Origin of the sequence: Streptomyces pyxinicus, from assembly GCF_024753135.1 — a bacterium.
Lineage (GTDB): Bacteria > Actinomycetota > Actinomycetes > Streptomycetales > Streptomycetaceae > Streptomyces > Streptomyces pyxinicus.
This window is the reverse complement of sequence record NZ_JANUGP010000032.1, coordinates 64,810-84,763: the sequence shown is the minus strand read 5'-3', so window position 1 is coordinate 84,763 and position 19,954 is coordinate 64,810. Positions and strand designations below refer to the sequence as shown.

19 protein-coding genes are annotated in these 19,954 nt (G+C 74.4%); 8 read left to right on the top strand and 11 right to left on the bottom strand.

All coding sequences use genetic code 11. From position 1 onward, the window contains the following. Positions 1-8 precede the first annotated feature (8 nt). From NX794_RS30520 to NX794_RS30510, 3 genes are read left to right on the top strand one after another with little or no spacing between them, the layout of a single operon-like run. Positions 9-692, top strand: a complete 684-nt coding sequence (locus NX794_RS30520; protein ID WP_258782687.1) for an ABC transporter permease — start codon at positions 9-11, stop codon at positions 690-692. Next, positions 689-1,360: an ABC transporter permease gene (locus NX794_RS30515; RefSeq protein ID WP_258782673.1), complete on the top strand. Its 672-nt coding sequence runs from the start codon at positions 689-691 to the stop codon at positions 1,358-1,360. The genes NX794_RS30520 and NX794_RS30515 overlap by 4 nt, the downstream gene beginning before the upstream one ends. Beyond that, the gene (locus NX794_RS30510; RefSeq protein ID WP_258782671.1) at positions 1,357-2,304 is read left to right on the top strand and encodes an ABC transporter substrate-binding protein; all 948 of its coding nucleotides are present in this window, start codon (positions 1,357-1,359) and stop codon (positions 2,302-2,304) included. The genes NX794_RS30515 and NX794_RS30510 overlap by 4 nt, the downstream gene beginning before the upstream one ends. 19 nt (positions 2,305-2,323) lie before the next feature. On the opposite strand, the gene NX794_RS30505 is transcribed toward NX794_RS30510, so the two are convergent. The 4 genes from NX794_RS30505 to NX794_RS30490 all read right to left on the bottom strand — a co-directional run bounded on the left by NX794_RS30505 (position 2,324) and on the right by NX794_RS30490 (position 6,426). Beyond that, positions 2,324-3,478, bottom strand: a complete 1,155-nt coding sequence (locus NX794_RS30505; protein WP_258782669.1) for an ABC transporter ATP-binding protein — start codon at positions 3,476-3,478, stop codon at positions 2,324-2,326. Between the two features lie 79 nt (positions 3,479-3,557). Beyond that, positions 3,558-4,199 carry a LutC/YkgG family protein gene (locus NX794_RS30500; protein WP_258782668.1) on the bottom strand — a complete coding sequence of 214 codons (642 nt, stop codon included), beginning with the start codon at positions 4,197-4,199 and terminating at the stop codon, positions 3,558-3,560. Continuing rightward, positions 4,196-5,674: a LutB/LldF family L-lactate oxidation iron-sulfur protein gene (locus NX794_RS30495; protein WP_258782664.1), complete on the bottom strand. Its 1,479-nt coding sequence runs from the start codon at positions 5,672-5,674 to the stop codon at positions 4,196-4,198. The genes NX794_RS30500 and NX794_RS30495 overlap by 4 nt, the downstream gene beginning before the upstream one ends. Next, the gene (locus NX794_RS30490) at positions 5,671-6,426 is read right to left on the bottom strand and encodes a (Fe-S)-binding protein (RefSeq protein WP_258782659.1); all 756 of its coding nucleotides are present in this window, start codon (positions 6,424-6,426) and stop codon (positions 5,671-5,673) included. Before NX794_RS30490 ends, NX794_RS30495 begins: the two co-directional genes overlap by 4 nt. Positions 6,427-6,663: 237 nt before the next feature. Between NX794_RS30490 and NX794_RS30485 the strand changes: the two genes are divergently transcribed. Next, a complete protein-coding gene (locus NX794_RS30485) occupies positions 6,664-7,965 on the top strand; it encodes an alpha/beta hydrolase (RefSeq protein ID WP_258782657.1) in 1,302 nt (433 codons plus the stop codon). Positions 7,966-8,018: 53 nt separating this feature from the next. Next, positions 8,019-8,858, top strand: a complete 840-nt coding sequence (locus NX794_RS30480) for a pentapeptide repeat-containing protein (protein ID WP_258782655.1) — start codon at positions 8,019-8,021, stop codon at positions 8,856-8,858. 293 nt (positions 8,859-9,151) lie between these two features. On the opposite strand, the gene NX794_RS30475 is transcribed toward NX794_RS30480, so the two are convergent. Then, positions 9,152-10,744, bottom strand: a complete 1,593-nt coding sequence (locus NX794_RS30475; protein ID WP_258782653.1) for a cytochrome P450 — start codon at positions 10,742-10,744, stop codon at positions 9,152-9,154. A 121-nt stretch (positions 10,745-10,865) separates the two neighbouring features. Here NX794_RS30475 and NX794_RS30470 point away from each other — a divergent pair, with 121 nt between their 5' ends. After that, positions 10,866-11,471 carry a TetR/AcrR family transcriptional regulator gene (locus NX794_RS30470; protein ID WP_258782652.1) on the top strand — a complete coding sequence of 202 codons (606 nt, stop codon included), beginning with the start codon at positions 10,866-10,868 and terminating at the stop codon, positions 11,469-11,471. Positions 11,472-11,573: 102 nt separating this feature from the next. Further along, a complete protein-coding gene (locus NX794_RS30465; RefSeq protein ID WP_258782650.1) occupies positions 11,574-12,299 on the top strand; it encodes a DUF2470 domain-containing protein in 726 nt (241 codons plus the stop codon). Here the strand turns inward: NX794_RS30465 and NX794_RS30460 are convergent. From NX794_RS30460 to NX794_RS30450, 3 genes are all read right to left on the bottom strand, one after another. After that, complete coding sequence (locus tag NX794_RS30460) at positions 12,267-13,406, bottom strand: lactonase family protein (RefSeq protein ID WP_258782686.1); 1,140 nt, start codon at positions 13,404-13,406, stop codon at positions 12,267-12,269. The genes NX794_RS30465 and NX794_RS30460 overlap by 33 nt on opposite strands. Before the next feature lie 218 nt (positions 13,407-13,624). After that, positions 13,625-14,704, bottom strand: a complete 1,080-nt coding sequence (locus NX794_RS30455; RefSeq protein WP_258782649.1) for a hypothetical protein — start codon at positions 14,702-14,704, stop codon at positions 13,625-13,627. A gap of 46 nt (positions 14,705-14,750) precedes the next feature. Next, on the bottom strand, positions 14,751-16,004 hold the full coding sequence (locus NX794_RS30450) for an FUSC family protein (protein ID WP_258782647.1): 1,254 nt from the start codon (positions 16,002-16,004) through the stop codon (positions 14,751-14,753). Between the two features lie 298 nt (positions 16,005-16,302). Here NX794_RS30450 and NX794_RS30445 point away from each other — a divergent pair, with 298 nt between their 5' ends. Then, complete coding sequence (locus NX794_RS30445; protein WP_258782646.1) at positions 16,303-17,592, top strand: ROK family protein; 1,290 nt, start codon at positions 16,303-16,305, stop codon at positions 17,590-17,592. 19 nt (positions 17,593-17,611) lie between these two features. Here NX794_RS30445 and NX794_RS30440 read toward each other — a convergent pair whose 3' ends face one another. The 3 genes from NX794_RS30440 to NX794_RS30430 form a co-directional block, all read right to left on the bottom strand. Then, positions 17,612-17,854 carry a hypothetical protein gene (locus NX794_RS30440; RefSeq protein WP_258782644.1) on the bottom strand — a complete coding sequence of 81 codons (243 nt, stop codon included), beginning with the start codon at positions 17,852-17,854 and terminating at the stop codon, positions 17,612-17,614. A 47-nt stretch (positions 17,855-17,901) separates the two neighbouring features. Next, a complete protein-coding gene (locus NX794_RS30435) occupies positions 17,902-18,933 on the bottom strand; it encodes an SDR family oxidoreductase (protein ID WP_258782643.1) in 1,032 nt (343 codons plus the stop codon). A gap of 314 nt (positions 18,934-19,247) precedes the next feature. After that, positions 19,248-19,919: an HAD family hydrolase gene (locus NX794_RS30430; protein ID WP_258782641.1), complete on the bottom strand. Its 672-nt coding sequence runs from the start codon at positions 19,917-19,919 to the stop codon at positions 19,248-19,250. Positions 19,920-19,954: the final 35 nt, after the last annotated feature.

The window sequence follows — 19,954 nt, the reverse complement described above, 5'->3', positions numbered from 1 at the left end:
ATGGACGGGTGACCGCGCCCCCGGACGACTGTCTCGCGCGTAACGAGTGGATCTGCGGCGCCTATCTGAGCACCCGCCGGCAGATCCTGCTCGACGCGGTCCTCCAGCATCTCCAGCTGACGTTCCTGTCGGTCCTGATCGGCCTGGTCATCGCCGTGCCCCTCGCGGTGCTCGCCCGCCGCTGGGGCTGGGCGGCCGGGCCGGTGCTCGGGCTGACGACGATCCTCTACACCATCCCCTCGCTCGCCATGTTCTCCCTGCTGCTGCCGCTGTACGGGCTCTCGGCCACCCTCGTCGTCGCCGGTCTGGTGCTGTACTCGCTCACACTGCCCGTCCGCAACCTCCTCGCCGGCCTCCGCGCGGTCCCGGCGGAGACCCGGCAGGCCGCGCGCGGCCTCGGCTACGGCCCGGTCCGGCTGCTGCTCACCGTCGAGATGCCCCTCGCCCTGCCCGCCGCGATGGCCGGACTGCGCATCGCGACCGTCTCGGCCGTCTCGCTCGTCACGGTCGGGGCGATCGTCGGCTTCGGCGGTCTGGGCAATCTGATCTATTCGGGCATGAACACCTACTTCAAGGCCCAGGTGCTCACCGCCTCCGTGCTGTGCGTGGTGATCGCCGTCGCCGCCGACCTGCTGCTGCTCGGCGTCCAGTGGCTGGCCACCCCCTGGGTGCGGGCGAGGCGGGGCGCATGAGCACCCTGACCGCCACCTGGACCTGGCTCGCCGACCCCGCGCACTGGTCCGGCGACAACGGCGTCTGGCACCGGCTGCTCCAGCACCTCGTGCTCACTGTCGTCTGTCTCGTCATCAGCTGCCTGATCGCGCTGCCCGTCGCCTTGGTCCTCGGCCACCTCGGCAAGGGCGGCGCGCTCGCCGTCAACATCTCCAACGTCGGCCGGGCCGTCCCCACCTTCGCCGTCCTGGTCCTGCTGCTCCTGACCCCGGTCGGCGACTGGGGCGAGGGCCCCACCGTCGTCGCCCTGGTGCTGTTCGCCGTACCGCCCCTGCTCACCAACGCCTATGTCGGCATGCGCGAGGTCGACCGGAGCGTCGTCCAGGCGGCGCGGGGCATGGGGATGACCGGGCGGCAACTGCTGCTGCGCGTCGAAGTGCCCCTCGCGCTGCCCCTGATCATGAACGGGGTGCGGATCGCCGCCGTGCAGCTCGTCGCCACCGCCACCATCGCGGCCCTGGCGGGCGGGGGCGGGCTCGGCCGGATCATCACGGCCGGCTTCAACCTGGCCAGCACCCCCCAGGTCGTCGCGGGCGCACTGCTCGTCGCCGTGTTCGCGCTCCTCGTGGAGGGCGTCTTCGAGATCGCCGAACGGCGGGCACCGGCACGCACCAGGGCGGGCCGGTGACCGCGCGCCGGGCCCTGGCCGCCCTCGCCCTGCTGCTCCTCACCGCCTGCTCCACCGGCCCCTCCCTGGAGGACCGCGGCCGGGTCACCGCCCCGCCCGGCGACAGCCACCACCTCACCGTCGGCTCGGCCGGCTTCACCGAGAGCGACCTGCTCGCCCAGCTGTACGCCCAACTCCTCGATCAGGCGGGCTACAAGACGTCGATCCTCACGGTCGCCAACCGCGAGCTGTACGAACCCGCGCTGGAGTCCGGGCAGATCGACGTCGTGCCCGAGTACGCGGCCACCTTCGCCGACTGGCTGAACGCCAAGACCCACGGCGCCGACGCGAAACCGGTCGGCTCGCCCGACCTCGACACCACCATGAAGGCCCTGCGCGCCCTCGCCACGCCCCGCGGCCTCACCGTCCTCCCGCCGGGCCGGGCCGTCGACCAGAACGCCTTCGCGGTCAGCGCCTCCTACGCCCGCCGGCATCACCTGAAGACCCTCAGCGACCTCGGCGCCTCGGGCCTGAAGGTACGGCTCGCGGCCGGCGACGAGTGCGTGCAGCGGCCCTACTGCGAACCGGGCCTGAAGAAGGTGTACGGCATCGACGTCACCGGCGTCGACCCCAAGGGTGTCGGCACCACCCAGGCCAAGCGGGCCGTGCAGGACGGCCGGGACCAGCTGGTGCTGACCACCACCACCGACGCCACCCTCGGCCAGTTCGGACTGGTCATCCTGGCCGACGACAAGCACCTCCAGAACGCCGACTACGTGGTCCCGGTCGTCAACCGCTCCCGGGCGGGCAGCACCGGCGTGGCCACGGCGCTCGGGCGGCTCAACGACGTCCTGACCACGGCCGACCTGGCCCGGATGAACGAACAGGTCGACAGCTGGCGCCGGCTGCCCGCCGACGTGGCGCGCGCCTACCTCCGCGACAAGGGTCTGCCGAAGCAGCCGTGACGTGGTGCGTGAACGCGCCTCAGGCGTCCGACACCGAGTCGAACGGCACCTGCCCGCGCGCCACGCCCCGCGCGTCCGCGTCCACCGAGCGGCGCAGCGCCTCGTGCAGCTTCGCCGGGGTCAGCACCCCGAGGAACCGGGCGCCGTCCAGCACAGCCACCCACCCGGCGTCGTACTGGAGCATCACCCCGAACGCCTGCTTCAGCGGCGCGCCCACCGGCACCCAGGCCGTCATCCGGTGCGCCAGGTCACCGACCGTCCGGCCCGGCGTCAGCTCGTCGATGCCCACCCAGCCGTGCAGGTCACCGCCCCCGTCCAGGACCACGGCCCAGCGGGCGCCCTCGGCCCGCAGCCGCTCCCGGGCGCGTTCGGCGGCCTCGTCCGGGCGGGCCACCGGCGGCTGCTCCAGGTCGTCCGGCTCGATCGCGGTGACCGACAGCCGCTTCAGCCCCCGGTCGGCCCCCACGAACCCGGCGACGTACGGCGTGGCGGGCGCGCCCAGCACCGCGCCGGGCGTGTCGAACTGCTCGATACGGCCCTGCCCGTACACGGCGATCCGGTCGCCGAGCCGGACGGCCTCCTCGATGTCGTGCGTGACCAGCAGCACCGTCTTGCGCACGGCGGCCTGCATCCGCAGGAACTCGTCCTGCAACTGCTCGCGCACCACCGGGTCGACCGCGCCGAACGGCTCGTCCATCAGCAGCACCGGCGGATCGGCAGCCAGCGCCCGCGCCACCCCGACCCGCTGCCGCTGCCCGCCCGACAGCTGCTCCGGGTAGCGCGGCCCGTACGTCTTCGGGTCCAGGCCCACCAGGTCCAGCAGCTCGGCCGCGCGGGCCCGGGCCGCCGCCCGCTTCCAGCCGAGCAGCGCGGGCACGGTCGCGGTGTTGTCGAGGACGGTGCGGTGCGGGAAGAGGCCGACCTGCTGGATGACGTACCCGATCCGGCGGCGCAGCCGCACCGGGTCCACGGCCGCGATGTCCTCACCGTCGACCAGGATCCGGCCGGAGGTCGGCTCGATCAGCCGGTTCACCATCATCATGGTGGTCGTCTTGCCGCAGCCCGAGGGACCGACGAGGGTGACCAGCTCGCCCTCGGCCACCTCGAAGGACAGGTCGTCCACGGCGGTCGTACCGTCCGGGTAGCGCTTGCCGACCTGCTCGAACCGGATCATCCCCCCACGCTACGGCCGCCCGGCCCGGGCGGCACGCGGTCGGGGCCCGACCGGCGGACGGCCCCACCGGGACCGCCGGTCAGCCGAGCAGGACGACCTCCAGCGTCCGGGGCCCGTGCACGCCCTCCACCCGGTCCAGCTCGATGTCACTGGTCGCGGACGGACCCGAGATCCAGGTCAACGGCCGTACCGGGTCGAGCCGTTCGAACGCCTCCGGGACGGACGCGACCACCTGGCCGGGCACCCGGACGACACAGACGTGGTGGTCCGGGATCAGGGTGATGCGGCGGCGGCCCTGATCGGGGGAGCCGTCCAGGACGAGCGTGCCGGTCTCGGCGATCGCCAGGGCGCATCCGGTGACCACGCTGTCCACCCGGTCGAGCCGGTGCGCGGTGTCCGTCGCCCGGTCCGGCACCCGGACGGCGTCCGTGGCGGCGAGCCACTCCACGGGCAGCCCCGGCGGCACCAGCACCTCCCGCGCCCCGCGCCCGGCCAGCAGCCGGGCCACCAGCGCCGGCAGCTCCGCCTCGGTGCTGCGGTGCACCAGCGCCCGGTAGTCCGCCAGGTTCTCCGCGAGCAGCTCCACCGTCCGCCCGGTGGTGCGCTCCCCGTGCTCGCGCAGGTAGTCGCGCGGGACGGCCGTGGCGTACGGCGCGTCGTCGGCGGGTACGTCGGCCAGCGCCCGCCGTACCCGGCCCAGAATCCGTTCCCTGCCGCTCACTCGGCGCCGTCCTTTCCGCCGGAGGTGCGCTGCCACCAGTCCCGGAAGGGCTCGGCCGGTACGGCCGGCAGGTCGCGGGTGCCGGTCCAGGCCCGGCCGGGGCCCGGCAGGGTCCGGGGATGCAGCCGGCGGGTGCGGGAGGCGAGCCGCTGGCCGGTGCGCAGGGCGCCGGGGCGGGCGAAGGCCCAGCGGGCGGCCCGCATCGCCGCCCGCTCGACCGCGTGCCCCCGGGCGGGCTTGAGCAGCACCTTGTTGCCGCCGAGGGTCGCCTCGCCGCCCTGGACCACCCGCTCGCGCAGGTGCACCAGCACCTCGGGGATGTCGATGGCGACCGGGCACACCTCGTAGCAGGCCCCGCACAGCGAGGAGGCGTACGGCAGGGAGGCGTCGATCTCGCTTGCGGTGCCCCGCAGTTGGGGGCTGAGGATGGCGCCGATGGGCCCGGGGTACACCGAGCCGTAGGCGTGGCCGCCGGCCCGCTCGTACACCGGGCAGACGTTCAGGCAGGCCGAGCAGCGGATGCAGCGCAGGGCCTGGCGGCCGACCTGGTCGGCGAGGGTGTCGGTGCGGCCGTTGTCGAGCAGGACCAGGTGGAAGGTCTCCGGGCCGTCCTCGTCGGTGGTGCCGGTCCAGGTGCTGGTGTACGGGTTCATGCGCTCGGCGGTGGAGGAGCGGGGCAGGGTCTGCAGGAACACCTCCAGGTCCCGCCAGGTCGGCACCACCTTCTCGATGCCGGCGACCGAGATCAGCGTCCGGGGCAGGGTCAGGCACATCCGGCCGTTGCCCTCGGACTCCACGACGACGAGGGTGCCGGTCTCGGCGACCATGAAGTTGGCGCCGGAGATCCCGACCCGGGCCCGCAGGAACTTCTCCCGCAGGTGCAGCCGGGCGGCCTCGGCGAGTTCGGCGGGGGTGTCGGTCAGGCCCTCGGGCGCCGGGCGGCCCCAAGCGCCCATCTCCGCGCGGAAGATGTCCCGGATCTCGCCCCGGTTGCGGTGGATCGCCGGGACCAGGATGTGCGAGGGGCGGTCCCTGCCCAACTGCACGATGAGTTCGGCGAGATCGGTCTCGTAGGCGCGGATACCCGCATCCTCCAGGGCCTTGTTGAGTCCGATCTCCTGCGTGGCCATCGACTTGACCTTGACGACCTCCGACTCGTCCGTCTCCCGGACCAGTCCGGTCACGATGCGGTTGGCCTCGGCGGCGTCGGCGGCCCAGTGGACCGTGCCGCCCGCCGCCGTCACCGACTCCTCCAACTGCTCCAGGTAGGTGTCGAGATGGCGCAGGGTGTGGTCCTTGATCCGGCGGCCCGCCTCGCGCAGCTCCGCCCAGTCGGAGACCTCCGCCACCGCCGCGGCCCGCTTGGCGCGGATGGTGTGGGTGGCGTGCCGCAGGTTGCCGCGCAGGGTGGTGTCCCGCACCGCCTCGTGCGCGGCCACCGGGAACGCCGGCATGCCCAGGTAGGTGCCGCTCACCGTGCCGGTTCCTCCTCCGTGCTCGCCAGGATCTCCGCGATGTGCACCGGCCGCATCCCCGTGCCCAGCCGGCTCATCGTGCCGCCCAGATGCATCAGGCAGGAGTTGTCGGCGGCGCACAGCACCTCCGCGCCGGTCGATTCGGCGTCGCGCACCTTGTCCGCGGCCATCGCCGCCGACACGTCGGCGTTCTTCACCGCGAACGTGCCGCCGAACCCGCAGCACTCCTCGGCACCCGGCAGCTCCACCAGGTCGAGGCCCCGCACCGCTGCCAACAGCCGCCGGGGCCGGTCCCCGAGCCCGAGGGCGCGCAGCCCGTGGCAGGTGGGGTGGTAGGTCACCGTGTGCGGGTAGGACGCGCCGACGTCGGTCACGCCCAGCACGTCGACCAGGAACTCGGTCAGCTCGTACGTCCTCGGCACCACCGGCGCCAGGGTCGCGGCCAGCGCACCCCCGCGCCCCTCGGCCCGCGCCCGCGCGCCGAGGCGCGGATACAGCTCCCGCACCATCGCCGCGCACGAGCCCGACGGCGTCACGACCGCGTCGTAGCCGCCGAAGACCTCGGCGAAGTGCCGGGCCAGCGGCTCCGTCTCGTGCCGGTACCCGGTGTTGTAGTGGGCCTGCCCGCAGCAGGTCTGCGCGGCCGGGAAGTCGACGTCCACGCCCAGCCTGGTCAGCAGTCTCACCACGGCGCGCCCGGTGTCCGGATAGAGCGTGTCGTTGACGCAGGTCAGGAACAGGGCCACACGCATCGCGGCTCCTCGCGCGGTCGGTCGTCGGACGAGTGCAGGGTAGTCGCCCGTCGGACGAGTGCAGGGTAGTCGCCGCGTCCCGCCCCGGGCGGAGCGCGACCCACCGCGTGGCGCGCCACCGCCCGGTGCCCCGGGCTGACCGGTAGTTCAGTGACAAAGCATGATCCCGGGGCTCGGCCCGCGCCCCCTCGTGTGCTGAACTGGGACGCGTCCACACCGTCCGTCCCGGGAGCCCCGTTGAGCCTCAGCTACCGCCAGCCCGGCGTCGTCCTCACCGACCGCCGCTTCACCGTGCCCCTCGACCACGCCGCGCCCGACGGCGAGACCATCGAGCTGTACGCCCGCGAGGCGGTCGCGAGCGACAAGGCGGGCCAGGACCTGCCCTGGCTGCTGTACCTCCAGGGCGGCCCCGGCTTCGGGGCGAATCGTTTCATCGGACGTCAGGCGTGGCTGGACCGGGCCCTGCGGGACTACCGCGTGCTGCTGCTCGACCAGCGCGGCACCGGCGCCTCCACGCCCGCCAACCGGCAGACGCTCCCGCTGCGCGGCGGCCCCGCCGCACAGGCCGACTACCTGTCCCGCTTCCGCGCCGACTCCATCGTCCGCGACTGCGAGGCGATCCGGCCGCAGGTCACCGGCGGCGCCCGGTGGACCGTGCTCGGGCAGAGCTTCGGCGGCTTCTGCGCGGTGTCGTACCTCTCCCTCGCCCCCGAAGGTCTGGCCACCGCCCTGATCACCGGTGGCCTGCCCGCCCTGGACGCCCACGCCGACGACGTCTACCGCGCGGCCTACCCGCGCATCGAGCGCAAGGTCGCCGCGCACTACGCCCGTTACCCCCAGGACGTCGAGCGGGCCCGCCGGATCGCCGACCACCTCCTCACCCGGGACGTGGTCCTGCCGAACGGCTACCGGTTCACCGTCGAGGCCTTCCAGTCGCTCGGCCAGATGCTCGGCACGGGTGACGGCAGCCACCGTCTGCACCACCTGCTGGAGGACGCCTTCGTCCGCACCCCCGGCGGACCCGACCTCTCCGACGCCTTCCAGGAACAGGCCCAGAACCTGCTGTCGTACGCCGCGCACCCGCTCTACGCCGTCGTCCACGAGTCCGTCTACGGCCAGGACGCCCGCCCCACCGACTGGGCCGCCGAGCGCGTCCGCGCCGAGTTCCCGCAGTTCGACGCGGCCAAGGCCCTCACCGGCGACGCCCCCGTCCTGTTCACCGGCGAGACGGTCCACCCCTGGATGTTCGACACCGACCCGGCCCTGCGCCCGCTGCGCGAGACCGCCGGCATCCTCGCCACCCGCACCGACTGGACCCCGCTGTACGACCGCGAGCGCCTCGCCGCCAACGAGGTCCCGGTCGCCGCGGCCGTCTACCACGACGACATGTACGTCGACACCGCGCACGCGCTGGAGACCGCCCGGTCCGTCCGGGGCCTGCGCACCTGGGTCACCGACGAGTTCGAACACGACGGCCTGCGCGCGGGCGCACCCCGGGTCCTGGACCGTCTGCTGGCGCTGGCCCGCGACGAGGTGTGACGGGCTCCGGCTCCGCCGCGGAGCATGAGCGCGGCTTTCGTACGATGTCCCGTATGCCAGATCAGATAGCCGGGCTCGCCGAGCTGCGCGGTGACTGCGCGCAGTGTTTCGGGCTGTGCTGCGTCGCCCTGCCCTTCGCCCGCTCCGCCGACTTCGCGACGGACAAGCCTGCGGGCAAGCCCTGCCGGAACCTCCGGGACGACCACCGCTGCGGCATCCACGCGGACCTGCGGGAGAAGGGCTTCACCGGCTGCACGGTGTACGACTGCTTCGGGGCCGGTCAGAAGGTCTCGCAGGTCGTCTTCGGCGGGCGGGACTGGCGTACCGGCAGCGCGGAGGACGCCCGGCGGATGTTCGACGTGTTCCCGGTGGTCCGGCAACTGCACGAGCTGCTCCGGTACCTGACCGAGGCGCTGAGCCTGCCGGCGGCCCGGCCGGTCCACCCGGAACTGCGCCGCGCGCTGGAGCGGACCGACGCCCTGACCCGGGGCACCCCCGGGGAACTGGCGGTGCTGGACGTCGCCGCGCACCGGCGGGAGGTCAACGTCCTGCTGCTGCGGGCCGGCGAGCTGTCCCGGGCCGGCGCGGGCGGCAAGGGCAAGCGGAAGGACCGCAGGGGCGTGAATCTCATCGGCGCCCGTCTCCAAGGCGCCGACCTGCGGGGCGCGAGCCTGCGCGGGGCCTGTCTCATCGCGGCCGACCTCTCCGGCGCCGACCTGCGCGGCGCGGACCTGATCGGCGCCGACCTGCGCGACACCGACCTCTCCGACGCGGACCTCACCGACGCCTTCTTCCTCACCCAGCCCCAGCTCAACTCGGCCCGCGGCAACCAGGGCACACGACTTCCGGAGACGGTGTCGCGGCCGGAGCACTGGGGCGTGGCGGCGGGCTGAGGGAGGACGGCTCATCCGCGACGGCCTCCCCGGCCGGCCACCGCTCCGCGACCGGCCCGGGGCGCTAGGTCCTGTCGTCAAACTTCCGCCGTTCGCCCGGAGGGCGGGCTTCGCGGCGTCAGGTGCGTGCTCTGGGGGTCCCCCCGGCCGGAGGCTGGGGGAGTGCCGGGCCCTGATCCTCGTACTGGACGTACTTGGGTCGGGGCCCGGTGCGGCGAGAGTGCGTGCATGGCGTCGCGGAGCTGGGGGCACCTCCCGGCCGGAGGCTGGGGGAGGGAGTTTGACGACAGGGCCTAGCCCGCCGGGCGGCGGTCCGCCGGGCCCCCGGGGGCGGGCCCGGGCCCCCGGTGCGCCGGACAGTGGGCCACGCCATCCGTGTCGTCGTCCGGCGTCGTCGCGTCCGTCCTCCCCGGGCCGCCCGGTGTCGGCGCGGACCGGCGTTCGAGGCCCAGGCGCAAGCCGTCCGGCATCACCGTCAGGCGTTCCGTGACGCGGAGCCGGTAGGCGGGGCCGGCCCGGAGGTCGTAGCGGCGGAGCAGGAGGCCGAGGACCAGGGTGGCCTCGTGGAGGGCGAACTGGCGGCCGATGCAGGCGCGGGCGCCGGTGCCGAAGGGCTTGAAGGTGTGCGGCGGCCGGGAGCGCACCGCCTTCGCGTCGAAGCGGTCCGGGTCGAAGCGCTCGGCGTCCTCGCCCCACACCGCCGGCTCCCGGTGCAGCAGCGGCGTCAGGACCAGCGCCCACGCGCCCCGGCGCATCGGATGGTCCCCGGCGAGCACGGTGTCCCGCCGGGCCTCCCGGGCGAAGGCCGGCGCGGTCGGCCACAGCCGCAGCGACTCGTCCAGCACCCGGCGCAGATAGCGCAGCCTGGCGACCTGGTCGTAGCCGGGGCGGGCGGCGTCGCCCCAGACGCGGTCCACCTCCGCGCGGGCCCGGGCGGCGACCTCCGGGTGCCGGGCGAGGTAGTACAGGGCGAAGGAGAGCGCACCGGAGGTGGTCTCGTGGCCGGCCGCCAGGAACGTGATCACCTGCTTGCGGACGTTCTCCGCCGACAGCCGCTCGCCGGTCTCCGGGTGGGCCGTGTCCAGCATGCGGTCCAGCAGGTCGCCCTCGCCGGGTCCGGAGCGCTGCCGGGCGGCGACGAGGTCGTCCACCGTGCGGTTCAGGTAGGCCATGTCCGCTGCGTTGCGCCGGGTCGCCGAGCGCAGCAGCAGCGGGGCCAGCGGCGCGGGCACGCTGTTCAGCCGCTGGGCGTAGCCGAGTGTGCCGACCATCGCGGTGACGAAGGGGTGCGGGCGCTCCCGCTCGAAGGAGCCGAAGTCGTGCCCGAACCCGGTGCGGGAGATGGTCTCCAGGGTCAGCCGGGTCATGTCCCCGGGCACGTCCACCGTCCGCCCGGCCGCCGCCTGCCGGTCCCAGTGGTCGGTCAGCCGCCCGGCGACCGCCAGCATCATCGCGTGGTATCCGGCCATCGCCTCCCGGCTGAAGCCGGGCGCGAGGACGTCGTGCGCCAGCTGCCAGTTGGGCTCGTGGTTGTACGCGGTGAACAGCCCGTCCCCGACGACCGGCCGCAGGTTGGCCACCCCGAGCCCGACGTGTTTGGCGAAGCGCGTCTCGTCCGCGAGGTCCCCGACCAGCTCCGCCCCCCACACGAACACGAACTCCTTGCCGAAGGCCCGGCGCCGGAAGATCGGCCCCAGCTCGCGCCCGAACCGCATCGAGTCCTGGAGTGGCCGGCGCCGGTCCACGCCGGCCACGTCGCCGAGCAGCGGCACCCGGCGCGGCGGGTGCGGGATGCGGCGCAGCTCGGGCCAGCCCTGCTCGGCGCTGCGGAAACCCCTCGGCAGTCCGGTCTCCGTCGTCTCCGTCGTCTCCGTCGTCTCCGCCATGACGCGATCTCCCTTGATCCAGCGGACCGTTGAACCTGTGACGCGGGCGTGTTGTACATGGGTTCAATAACCGGGTTCAGTGTGGTCCGCTTGTTGAACCGACGTCAAGTAAGGTGACGGCATGGCCGCGAACCAGGGGGAGCGCGCCCGGCGCAGACTCAGCACCGGCGAGCGCCGCGAGCAGTTGCTGTCGGTCGGCGCGAGGCTGTTCTCGGAGAGTCCCTACGACGAGGTGCGGATCGAGCAGGTCGCCGAGATCGCCGGGGTCTCGCGCGGGCTGCTGTACCACTACTTCCCGACCAAGCGGGACTTCTTCGCGGCGGTCGTGGAGCGCGAGAGCGGGCGGATGCTCCGGATGACAGCGGCCGTGCCCGGGGTGCCGGTCCGCGAGCAGCTCACCGCCGGCCTCGACACCTACCTGGGCTATGTGGAGGCGCACGCGCACGGCTTCCGCGCCTTCCACCGCGCCGACGCGGCCGGCGACCGGACGGTGCGCCGTGTCTACCACCGGGCCCTGGCCGCCCAGGAGGCGCAGATCCTGGCGGCGCTCGCCGTCGACCCCGAGTTCGGCCCGGCCTTCGAGGACGCCCCGCAGGTCCGGCTGGCGGTGCGCGGCTGGCTCGCCTTCACCACGGCCGTCTGTCTGGAGTGGCTGCGCGAGGGCGAGTTGACCCGGGAGCAGGTGCGGGACCTGTGCGCCCGGGCCCTGCTCGGCGTCCTCGTCTGACCCTCCCGCTCGGTTGAATCCCCCTTTCGTGTCGCCGCGCCCGGTTGGCGCGCGCACCGATCTCCGCTAAGTTAGGCAAGGCTTACCTTAGGAGGGCTCGGGATGGGTGACACGCAGGACTGGACGGCCGCACCCGGCGCGGCGGAACGGGCGCGGTCGGTACTGGCCGCCGCATGGTCGTGCGCGGTGACCGCGGACGGCGTACGCGAGGAGTACGTCGGCGCGCACACCGTCACCGAGGGCGGTGAGGTGCGCCTGTCGGTGCCCGACGACAGCGCCCTGTTCACGGCGGCCATCTGCGCGCCCCGCCAGGAGCCCTCCGCGGTGCTGGAGTTCGCCGACGTGGCCCCCGTCCCGGTGCGCGGCCGCATCCGCGCGCGGGTCTGGCTCTCCGGCTGGTTCGCCCCGTCCGAGGGCGCCCTGCTCTTCCATCCCACCCGGGTCGTGCTGCGGCAGGCCTCCGGACCCGTGGTCATCGGCCTCGACGAGTTCACCGCGGCCCGCCCCGACCCGCTCGCCGAGGCCGAGGCCGGGCTGCTCACCCATCTCGCCGACGCCCACCCGGACGCCGTCGAGCGGCTGACCCGGCTGGTGCGGCCCGAGAGCCTGCACGCCGCGACCCGGGTGCTGCCCCTCGCCGTCGACCGGCACGGACTGACCCTGCGCATCGAGCGCACCCGCGCGCACGGCGACGTACGGCTGCCCTTCCACGCGCCCGCCGACGACGTCGGCCAGCTCACCGAGCGCATGCACGTCCTGCTCGCCCAGGCGAGCGCCGCCGCCTGCCCCCGCGCCCTACAGCGGCAGCGCGCAGACGGCGACGGGTGAGGCGAACGGCGCGCCCGCCGACCGGAGTTCCCCGCTGCCGGCGTCGACGTGGAAGACCGTGACCGTCCCCGAGCGCTGGTTCGCCGCGAAGAGCAGCCGGCCGTCGGGGGAGAACGCGATCTGCCGGGGGAAGTCCCCGCCCACCGGCACCGTGCCGAGCAGCCGCAGCCGGGCCCCGTCGGCCTCGACGGCGTACCGCGCGAGACTGTTGTGCCCGCGGTTGGCCAGGAAGGCGTACCTCCCGTCCGCGGTGACCAGGAACTGCGCCGGGTAGTTGGTGCCCCCGGACGAACCGGTCGGTTGCGGCTCCCCGATCGTCACCCGGCCGGTGCCGGGGTCGTAGCCGCAGACGGCGACCGTGTCGTCCACCTCGTTGGCCAGATAGGCGTAGCGGCCGTCCGGGTGGAAGGTCAACTGGCGCGGTCCGGCACCGGGCCGGGTGTGCGCCTGTGCCACCTCGGTGAGCCGGCCCGAGGCCTCGTCCAGCCGGTAGCTGTAGACGGTGTCGGTGCCCAGGTCCACGGCGAGGACGTGCCCGCCGTCCGGCGCGGTGACGCACTGGTGCGCGTGCGGACCCTGCTGCCCGGGTCCCGGCGCCGGTGCGGAGTGCGTGACCAGGTCGGCGCGCTCACCGAGGGCGCCGGAGGCGTCGATCGGGTGCACCGCGACACTGCCCGAGCCGTAGTTGGCGCTCAGCAGCCAGTGCCCGCTCGGATGGACCGACAGATGGCAGGGCCCCGCGCCGCCGGTGCCGCGCGTGCCGAGGACCCGCCGGTCGGCGAGGCGTACGGCCGTCACGCCGCCGTCCTGCCGTTCGTCCACCGCGTACAGCGTCCGGCCGTCCGGGTGCACGGCCAGGTACGACGGGTCGGGCACTCCGGTGAGCGTGCCCGCCCCGGTGACGCCGCCCGCCTCCGGGTCGTACGAGGCGATCCCGATGCCGGTGCCGCCGCCGTCGGCGGAGGTGTACGTGCCCACGTACAGCGGGCGCGGCCCGGACGGCTCCCGGCGCGGCACGGCCGTCCCGGGCGCGCGGGACGCGGCGGGGCCGCTCTCCGGTGGCGCCGCCGGGGAGGGCACGGCGACGACCACCGCCGCGCCCGCCATCGCCCCCACGAACCGGCGCCTGCTCAGGGCGCCGCCACCGGTCTCCCGGCGGCCCCACAGCGGCCCGCGCGGCCCGCCCGGCTCCGTGTCCATCGTCCCCACCTCAGGTCCCTGGTCGCCCGGCAGTGACAGCCACCTTGGCCCGACGCGGCCGGTCGGGGCAAGCCCGGCAACGGCCGCCGCGCGGCACGCAACCCGAGAGGGTGTCCCCGGCCGGCCTACCAGTCACCGTCCTCGACCGGCTTGCCCTGCGCGTCCTTCAGCGGGACCACCTGCCCCAAAGACGGCTGCTGCCAGGGGTCCAGGTCGTCCCCGAGCCACTCGCCGACCGGCTCGACCCCCTCCAGGGTGCCGGTCGGGTCGAGGTCCTCTGCGTCCGCGTCGTAGTAGTCGTACCAGGGCAGGCCCGCACGGGTGTACGCCTCGCGGTCCACGGGGGAGGGCGGGGGCTCCTCGCCGGTGATGCGCCGCCACTGCGGGGGCGTCACCAGATGGACGAAGACCCGCCCGGCGGGCCGCTCCGCCCAGTCCTCCAGCGGCCGGTCGTCCTTGAAGACCTCCTGGTGCATCGAGCCGCCGACCCCGAGGCCCATGGCCGCCGCGGCCCGCGCGCGCGGCGGCGACGCCCCGGCGGCCGGGGTCGGGGGCGGCGCGGCCGCTCCGGGACCGGCCGCCATCATCGGCACGCCCGCGCCGAAGCCGGCCGTCGGGGCGCCCCGCGTGACCGCCGCCCGGCGCTCCCGCTCGCGACGCTCCCGCTCCCGGCGCCGCCACTCGGCCAGCGCCTCCTCCCGGAGCGGGAACGTCTGGAGCTGGATGCCGCCCCACACCTCCTCACCGGTGACCTGCCCCTCCACGGTCGCGCCCATCCCGAGCGGCACCGCCACGAACTGGCGGACCGTGCCCTTCCCGGAGTTGATGCCGTCCAGCCAGGGCTGGCGGGGGAGGACCAGGTAGTTCTGCGGCTCGCGGGTGAGCCGGTCGCTCCACGGCCGGCCGGAGACCGCGCACACCTTGCCCGCGCCCACCTGGAGGGCGGCCGGCTCCGTCGTACCGGCGAAACTCAGCCACATCGCCTCGCGGAGATACACCGGCAGCATCACGCCACCGCGCGCCCGCCACTCCTCGGGCACCGTGTCGGCGTGGTCCGCGACCCGCCGGACCGGGAACTCGCCCAGCCCCGGCGGCAGCGGATGCGTGCCCTTCTCGGGCAGCCGCAGCGTGCGCACGAACCGCACCGCCACCCCGCCCGGCAACCGCAGCGTGTTCCCGTCGACCACGACCTCGGCGCCGCTCATCCGATCACCCCCTCCGCACTCCGTGCCGCCCGGCGCGGCACCCTTCTCAGCGAGAACGTTCGCCGACCCCGGTACGGTTCCGCCACAGCTCCTCCTGTACGCCGAGCCGCTCGCGCAGCCGGGAGACCCGCGGCAGCCTGGCCCGCTGCTCCCGGGAGACCCGGTCCAGCTCCTCCAGCAGCCGGCGGGTGCGGTGCTCGGTGTCCAGCTCGTCGATGATCCGGGTCGTCTCGGTCAGCACCGCGCCCAGCAGCTGCCAGTTCTCGGTGTTCCTGCCGATCTCCTCGCGCAGCAGCTCGGCCAGCCGGTCCCGGGTGCCGGCCGCGGTGTGCAGCTCGGCGTCGAGCCGGGCCTCGGCCGACTCGGCGTTCTCGCTCAGGTGGGTGGTGACCAGCACGGCGAAGCTGACCAGCGCGTCGGCGATCTCCGACAGCAGTTGCTCCACGGTCGCCCCGACCGGCGGCGGGAACAGCTCCTGCGGGCCGCGCGCCTTGGCCAGGTCGGTGAAGGAGCGGGCCAGCACCCGCAGCACCACCGTGCAGATCTCCAGGGTGTCGAGGCCGGTGCGCAGCACCACCCGGTGCAGCAGGCCCTCCTTGACACGGGGATTGAGTCGCAGGCTGTCCTCGGCCTGCCGCAGGGAGGCGTCGACCTGGGCGATGTGCTGGTCCAGCCGGCGCGCCTCGTGCAGCCGCTCGGCCGCCCGCTGCCACGGGGTGGTGCCGCCGGCCTCCTCACCGAGCCGCAGCATCAACTGCCGCAGCCGGCGCGCCAGGTCCTCGATCGACCGTCCGGCCTCGTCCACCCAGACCGGTGGCGGCAGCAGCAGGTTGCAGGCCGTGCCGACGACCGCGCCGATCAGGGTCTCCACGATGCGGGCCCACGCGGTGAAGCCGACCGTGGTCACGCCGAGCACCAGCATGGCGCTGATCGCCACCTCGGCCACGTACTCGTCCACCCGCACCAGGTGTCCCACGGCCAGCGCGGCCACGATCAGCAGGGCGAGGCTCCACCAGGTGAGCCCCACCAGCACGCTGAACGCGATGGCGACCAGCACGCCGGCCACCACCGCGTTCACGCGGCGGATGCCGTTGGTGAGGGTGGCGTAGAACGTCACCTGGACGACGAGCAGAGCGGTCAGAGGCGAGGTGAGGGGGGCCGGTTCCGGGCTGAGGCGGAGGGCGATGACATAGGCGACCGTCGCCGCCGCGGCCGACCGCAGCGTCTGGACGACCACCGGCTCACGGCGCCGCCGCACCAGGCTCCGCAGCCTCGGGCCCCACTTTCGTACGTCGTACATCCCTTGGCCTGTTCCCGTTCCCCGGCGTGGTCGAACATGATCGATCCAGAACTGTTTCTGTCCATGACGGTGCCAGAAGTGGACGGGAAGCGGATGATCCATGCGGCTGGAATCGTTCGCCGGGTCGGTGCCGGGTGCGGGGATTGGACCATTCGGCTCAGGCGTTGACGGTGCGGTGACCGGGGACACCGCCCGCGCCGCTTTGCTCACAGCGTGAACTAAGGGTTGGGGGAATGTCGCGCCGCCGCTGTCCGAAGGGGTATGTTGCAGGTCGGGCAGGGTTCGTGAAGGGAGCCATATGGCGGGGCGCAACGGGCGGACGGTACGCGACCTGCGGCGGGGCAACCGCACGGCCGTGCTGCAACGGCTCTACTTCGACGGCCCGCTCAGCCGCTTCGAACTCGGTCCCGCGACCGGACTCAGCTCCGGCTCGGTCAGCAACGTCGTCGCCGACCTGATCGCCGATGCCCTGGTGGAGGAGGCCGGCAGCGTCGACTCCGACGGCGGCCGGCCCCGCACCCTGCTGCGCGTGTCACCGCACAGCGGGCAGATGATCGGCGTCGACGTCGGCGAGACCCGCGTCCGCGTCGAGCTGTTCGACCTGGCTCTCACGGAACTCGCCCGCACCGAACGTCCGTTGACTCCGCAGGGCTACGACGTGGACGTCATCGTCGGCCACATCCGCGACGGCATCGCGGAGGTGCTCGGCGCCCCGGGGGCCGCCCCCGAGCGGCTGCTCGGCGTCGGGGTCGGCGTCCCCGGCATCGTCGAACACACCGCGGACCGCGGCGCGGTGGTGCACGGGCAGACCATCGGCTGGACCGCCGTACCGCTGGAGCAACTGCTCCGCGCCACCTCCCCACTCCCGGACCAGGTGCCGTACTTCATCGACAACGGCGCCAAGACCCTGGGTCAGGCGGAGATGTGGTTCGGCGCGGGGCGCGGTGCCCGCAACGCCGTCGTCGTGCTCTTCGGCTCCGGCGTCGGCGCGTGTCTGGTCACGCCCGAGGTGGAGCACGGGCGGGCGGTCGAGTGGGGGCATCTGACGGTCCGGGTCCGCGGGCGCCGCTGCCGCTGCGGCGCGCCCGGCTGCCTGGAGGCCTACGCGGGCGCCGAGTCGCTGCTCGCCCGCTGGCGCGAGGAGGGCGGCCGGCCGCCGACGGACACGGACGAGGAGACCGCGCTCACCGCGATGCTCGCCGCCGCCTATCCGGCCGACGGCACCGCGCCCGACCCGGTCGCGCTGGATGTCCTGGAGGAGACGGCGGAGTACCTGGGCGCGGGCCTGTCGGACCTGATCAATCTCTTCCAGCCCGAGCGGATCCTGATCGGCGGCTGGGCCGGTCTCCAGCTCGGCACCCGGTTCCTGCCCGCCGTACGCCGGCACGCCACGACGTACGCCCTGCGCCACCCGGTCGACAAGGTCACCATCGAGCTGGGCCGGCTCGGTCCGGACGCGGTCACCGTCGGCGCCGCGATCCTGCCCCTGGCCGAGTTCTTCGCCGGCGGCGGGCGCCGCCCCGAGCCGGTCGGCGAGGACCGGCTGCCCGCCTGGCGGGCGGCCCTGCGGGAGCGGTCGCCGCGCTGACCGGTCGTCCGGGGCGGGCTCAGTCCGCCGGTTCCTGCGGTGCCGGGTGTTCCGGGCGGGCCGTGCCCGAGCGCGGGTTGCCGGCGGGACCGCTGCCGGCCTCGTCGGTGTCCGGCACGTCCTCGCCCTGCCGGGGCGCGCCCCCGGACGAGGTGGTCTCCCACGGGTCGTCGTCGGGCCGGGCCTGCTGGTCGGGCAGGTCCCGGGGAACCGGTCGCTCGCTCCGGCCGGTCTCGTGACCCGGTTCGTTCTCCTCCGCCATGTCTCCCTCTTCCTCTTCCTGGTCTCGTCGTGTCGGGTTCGTCCGGCTCAGCCGACCTTCCGGCCCCGCATCGGCTCGGTGTCCATCCCGCCGCCCTGCTGGAGGCCGTCGAGGAACTCCCGCAGCACGTCCGTCGCCGACCGGCTCGGGCTCCAGCCCAGCTCCGTACGGGCGCGGGCGCAGTCCATCAGCGGGAGCCGCAGCACCGCGTCGAACAGGTGCGGGGAGGCGGGGAGCAGACGCAGGCCCCAGGCCGCCGCGATCGCGGACCGGGCCGCCGCGCGCGGCAGCCGCACGGGGCGGGCGCCGAGCAGTCCGGCGAGCACGCCGGCGTCCAGCGGGGGATCGGCGGCCAGGTTGAAGGGGCCCCGGGCGGTGCTCTCGTGCACCGCGAGCCGGTAGGCCTCGGCGGCGTCGTCCGTGTGCAGGGCCTGCACCCGCAGCCCCGGCACGTCCGGCAGGAACGGCAGCATGTCGGGCCGGGCCAGCGGTCCGGGCAGCCAGCGTCCGCCGAAGATCCGCCGCTGCTCGCTCGCCGACTCCCACTTGAACAGGAAGGCGGGACGCATCCGCACCACCCGTACTTCGGGGTGGTCGCGCTCGAACACGTCGAGGGTGCGCTCCAGATAGGCCTTCTCCCGGCAGTACGCGGCGTCCGGCCAGCCGTGCGTCGGCCAGGACTCGTCCACCGGGCGGTCCTTGGGACCCGGCGAGTACGCGCCCACGGAAGAGGCGTGCACCAGCGCCGGCACCCGGGCCGCGGCGACCGCCTCGAACACCCGGATACTGCCGAGCACGTTGGTGCGCCAGGTGGTGGCCGGGTCGTGCGTCGGCTGGAAGGCCCAGGCCAGATGGATCACGGCGTCGGCGCCCTCGAACCGCTCCGCGAGGTTCGCCCGGTCGGAGGCGAGGTCCACGGCGTCCCACTCGGTCCTGTCCGGCGACCAGTCGGGAATCCGCCTGGCCAGCCCGCGTACCGACTTGATCCCGGGGTCCTCGGAGAGCAGTCGCACCACGCTCGTCCCGACATTGCCGGTGGCGCCGGTCACGACCACCCTGCTGCCCGCTGAGCTGCTCACCTTCCGCTCCTTCCGGCCGTCCGGGGGCTCTGCCGACCGGCCGGGTACCCGGGCGGCGTCCCCGCACACGCGGGACGGCCACGGCGGGCCCGGGCATGAGGAAGCCCCGGCCGTGACGGGGGAATCACGACCGGGGCGGTCGGGTGGTGGGCACGGATGGCGGTCGCCTCTCGGCGAAAGGCTCCACAGGGCTTCAGCCGAACGATCGTCCCTGTGGGCGGATGGTGAGGCCCGGGGACACTGTCCCATCCGCACCCACGACTGGTTAAACGGGCAACCACCTCGGGGTGTTCCACCGCCTCACGTGACCTGTGTCACCCTCCGTGCGGCTCGCCCAGCGGGGTCTCGGCCAGCCGGTCGAGCAGGTCGGCGGGGTCGGCGTACACCGCCTGCGCGCCCGCCTCCTCCAGGTCGGCGCGCGGGATGCCGCCGCACAGCACCCCCAGGCACCGCACCCCGGCCTTGCTGCCGGCCCGCATGTCCCACACGGTGTCACCGACGAACACGGCGCGCGAGGCCGGCACCCCGGCCAGCTCCAGCGCGTGCTCGACCGGCTCCGGCGCGGGCTTGCCCTGCTCGACGTCGTCGGAGCTGGCCGTGTCGGCGATGGCGTCGTCCGCGCCGATCGCCCGGCGCAGCGCGCCCAGCTCGGCACCGCTCGCCGAGGTGGCGAGGACGACCGTCCAGCCGTTCCGGTGCAGGTGCCGCAGCAGCTCACCGGCGCCCGGCAGGGCGGGCAGCCGGTCGAAGTACTGCCCGTACAGCGCCTTGTGGGCGGCGCTCAGCTCGGCGTCCTGGTCCGGGTCGCGGTCGTCGCCGAGCAGATGCGCGATCAGGTCGTCCGAGCCCAGCCCGACGGCCCGGTGCACGGCGTGCATGGGAACCCGGTGCCCCGCCTGCCGGAACGCCTCCCACCAGGTCACGGTGTGCAGGTGATTGGTGTCGACGAGGGTTCCGTCCACGTCGAAGACGGCGGCACGCTCCATCAGGGGGTCCTTCCTCTCGCTGTCGGTCTCCGGGT

Coding starts and splice junctions, on each gene's coding strand:
- NX794_RS30450 (WP_258782647.1), bottom strand. CDS start 16,004: ATGTACGACGTACGAAAGTGGGGCCCGAGGCTGCGGAGCCTGGTGCGG.
- NX794_RS30430 (WP_258782641.1), bottom strand. CDS start 19,919: ATGGAGCGTGCCGCCGTCTTCGACGTGGACGGAACCCTCGTCGACACC.
- NX794_RS30490 (WP_258782659.1), bottom strand. CDS start 6,426: ATGCGTGTGGCCCTGTTCCTGACCTGCGTCAACGACACGCTCTATCCG.
- NX794_RS30470 (WP_258782652.1), top strand. CDS start 10,866: ATGGCCGCGAACCAGGGGGAGCGCGCCCGGCGCAGACTCAGCACCGGC.
- NX794_RS30515 (WP_258782673.1), top strand. CDS start 689: ATGAGCACCCTGACCGCCACCTGGACCTGGCTCGCCGACCCCGCGCAC.
- NX794_RS30445 (WP_258782646.1), top strand. CDS start 16,303: ATGGCGGGGCGCAACGGGCGGACGGTACGCGACCTGCGGCGGGGCAAC.
- NX794_RS30465 (WP_258782650.1), top strand. CDS start 11,574: ATGGGTGACACGCAGGACTGGACGGCCGCACCCGGCGCGGCGGAACGG.
- NX794_RS30505 (WP_258782669.1), bottom strand. CDS start 3,478: ATGATCCGGTTCGAGCAGGTCGGCAAGCGCTACCCGGACGGTACGACC.
- NX794_RS30455 (WP_258782649.1), bottom strand. CDS start 14,704: ATGAGCGGCGCCGAGGTCGTGGTCGACGGGAACACGCTGCGGTTGCCG.
- NX794_RS30475 (WP_258782653.1), bottom strand. CDS start 10,744: ATGGCGGAGACGACGGAGACGACGGAGACGACGGAGACCGGACTGCCG.
- NX794_RS30460 (WP_258782686.1), bottom strand. CDS start 13,406: ATGGCGGGCGCGGCGGTGGTCGTCGCCGTGCCCTCCCCGGCGGCGCCA.
- NX794_RS30440 (WP_258782644.1), bottom strand. CDS start 17,854: ATGGCGGAGGAGAACGAACCGGGTCACGAGACCGGCCGGAGCGAGCGA.
- NX794_RS30480 (WP_258782655.1), top strand. CDS start 8,019: ATGCCAGATCAGATAGCCGGGCTCGCCGAGCTGCGCGGTGACTGCGCG.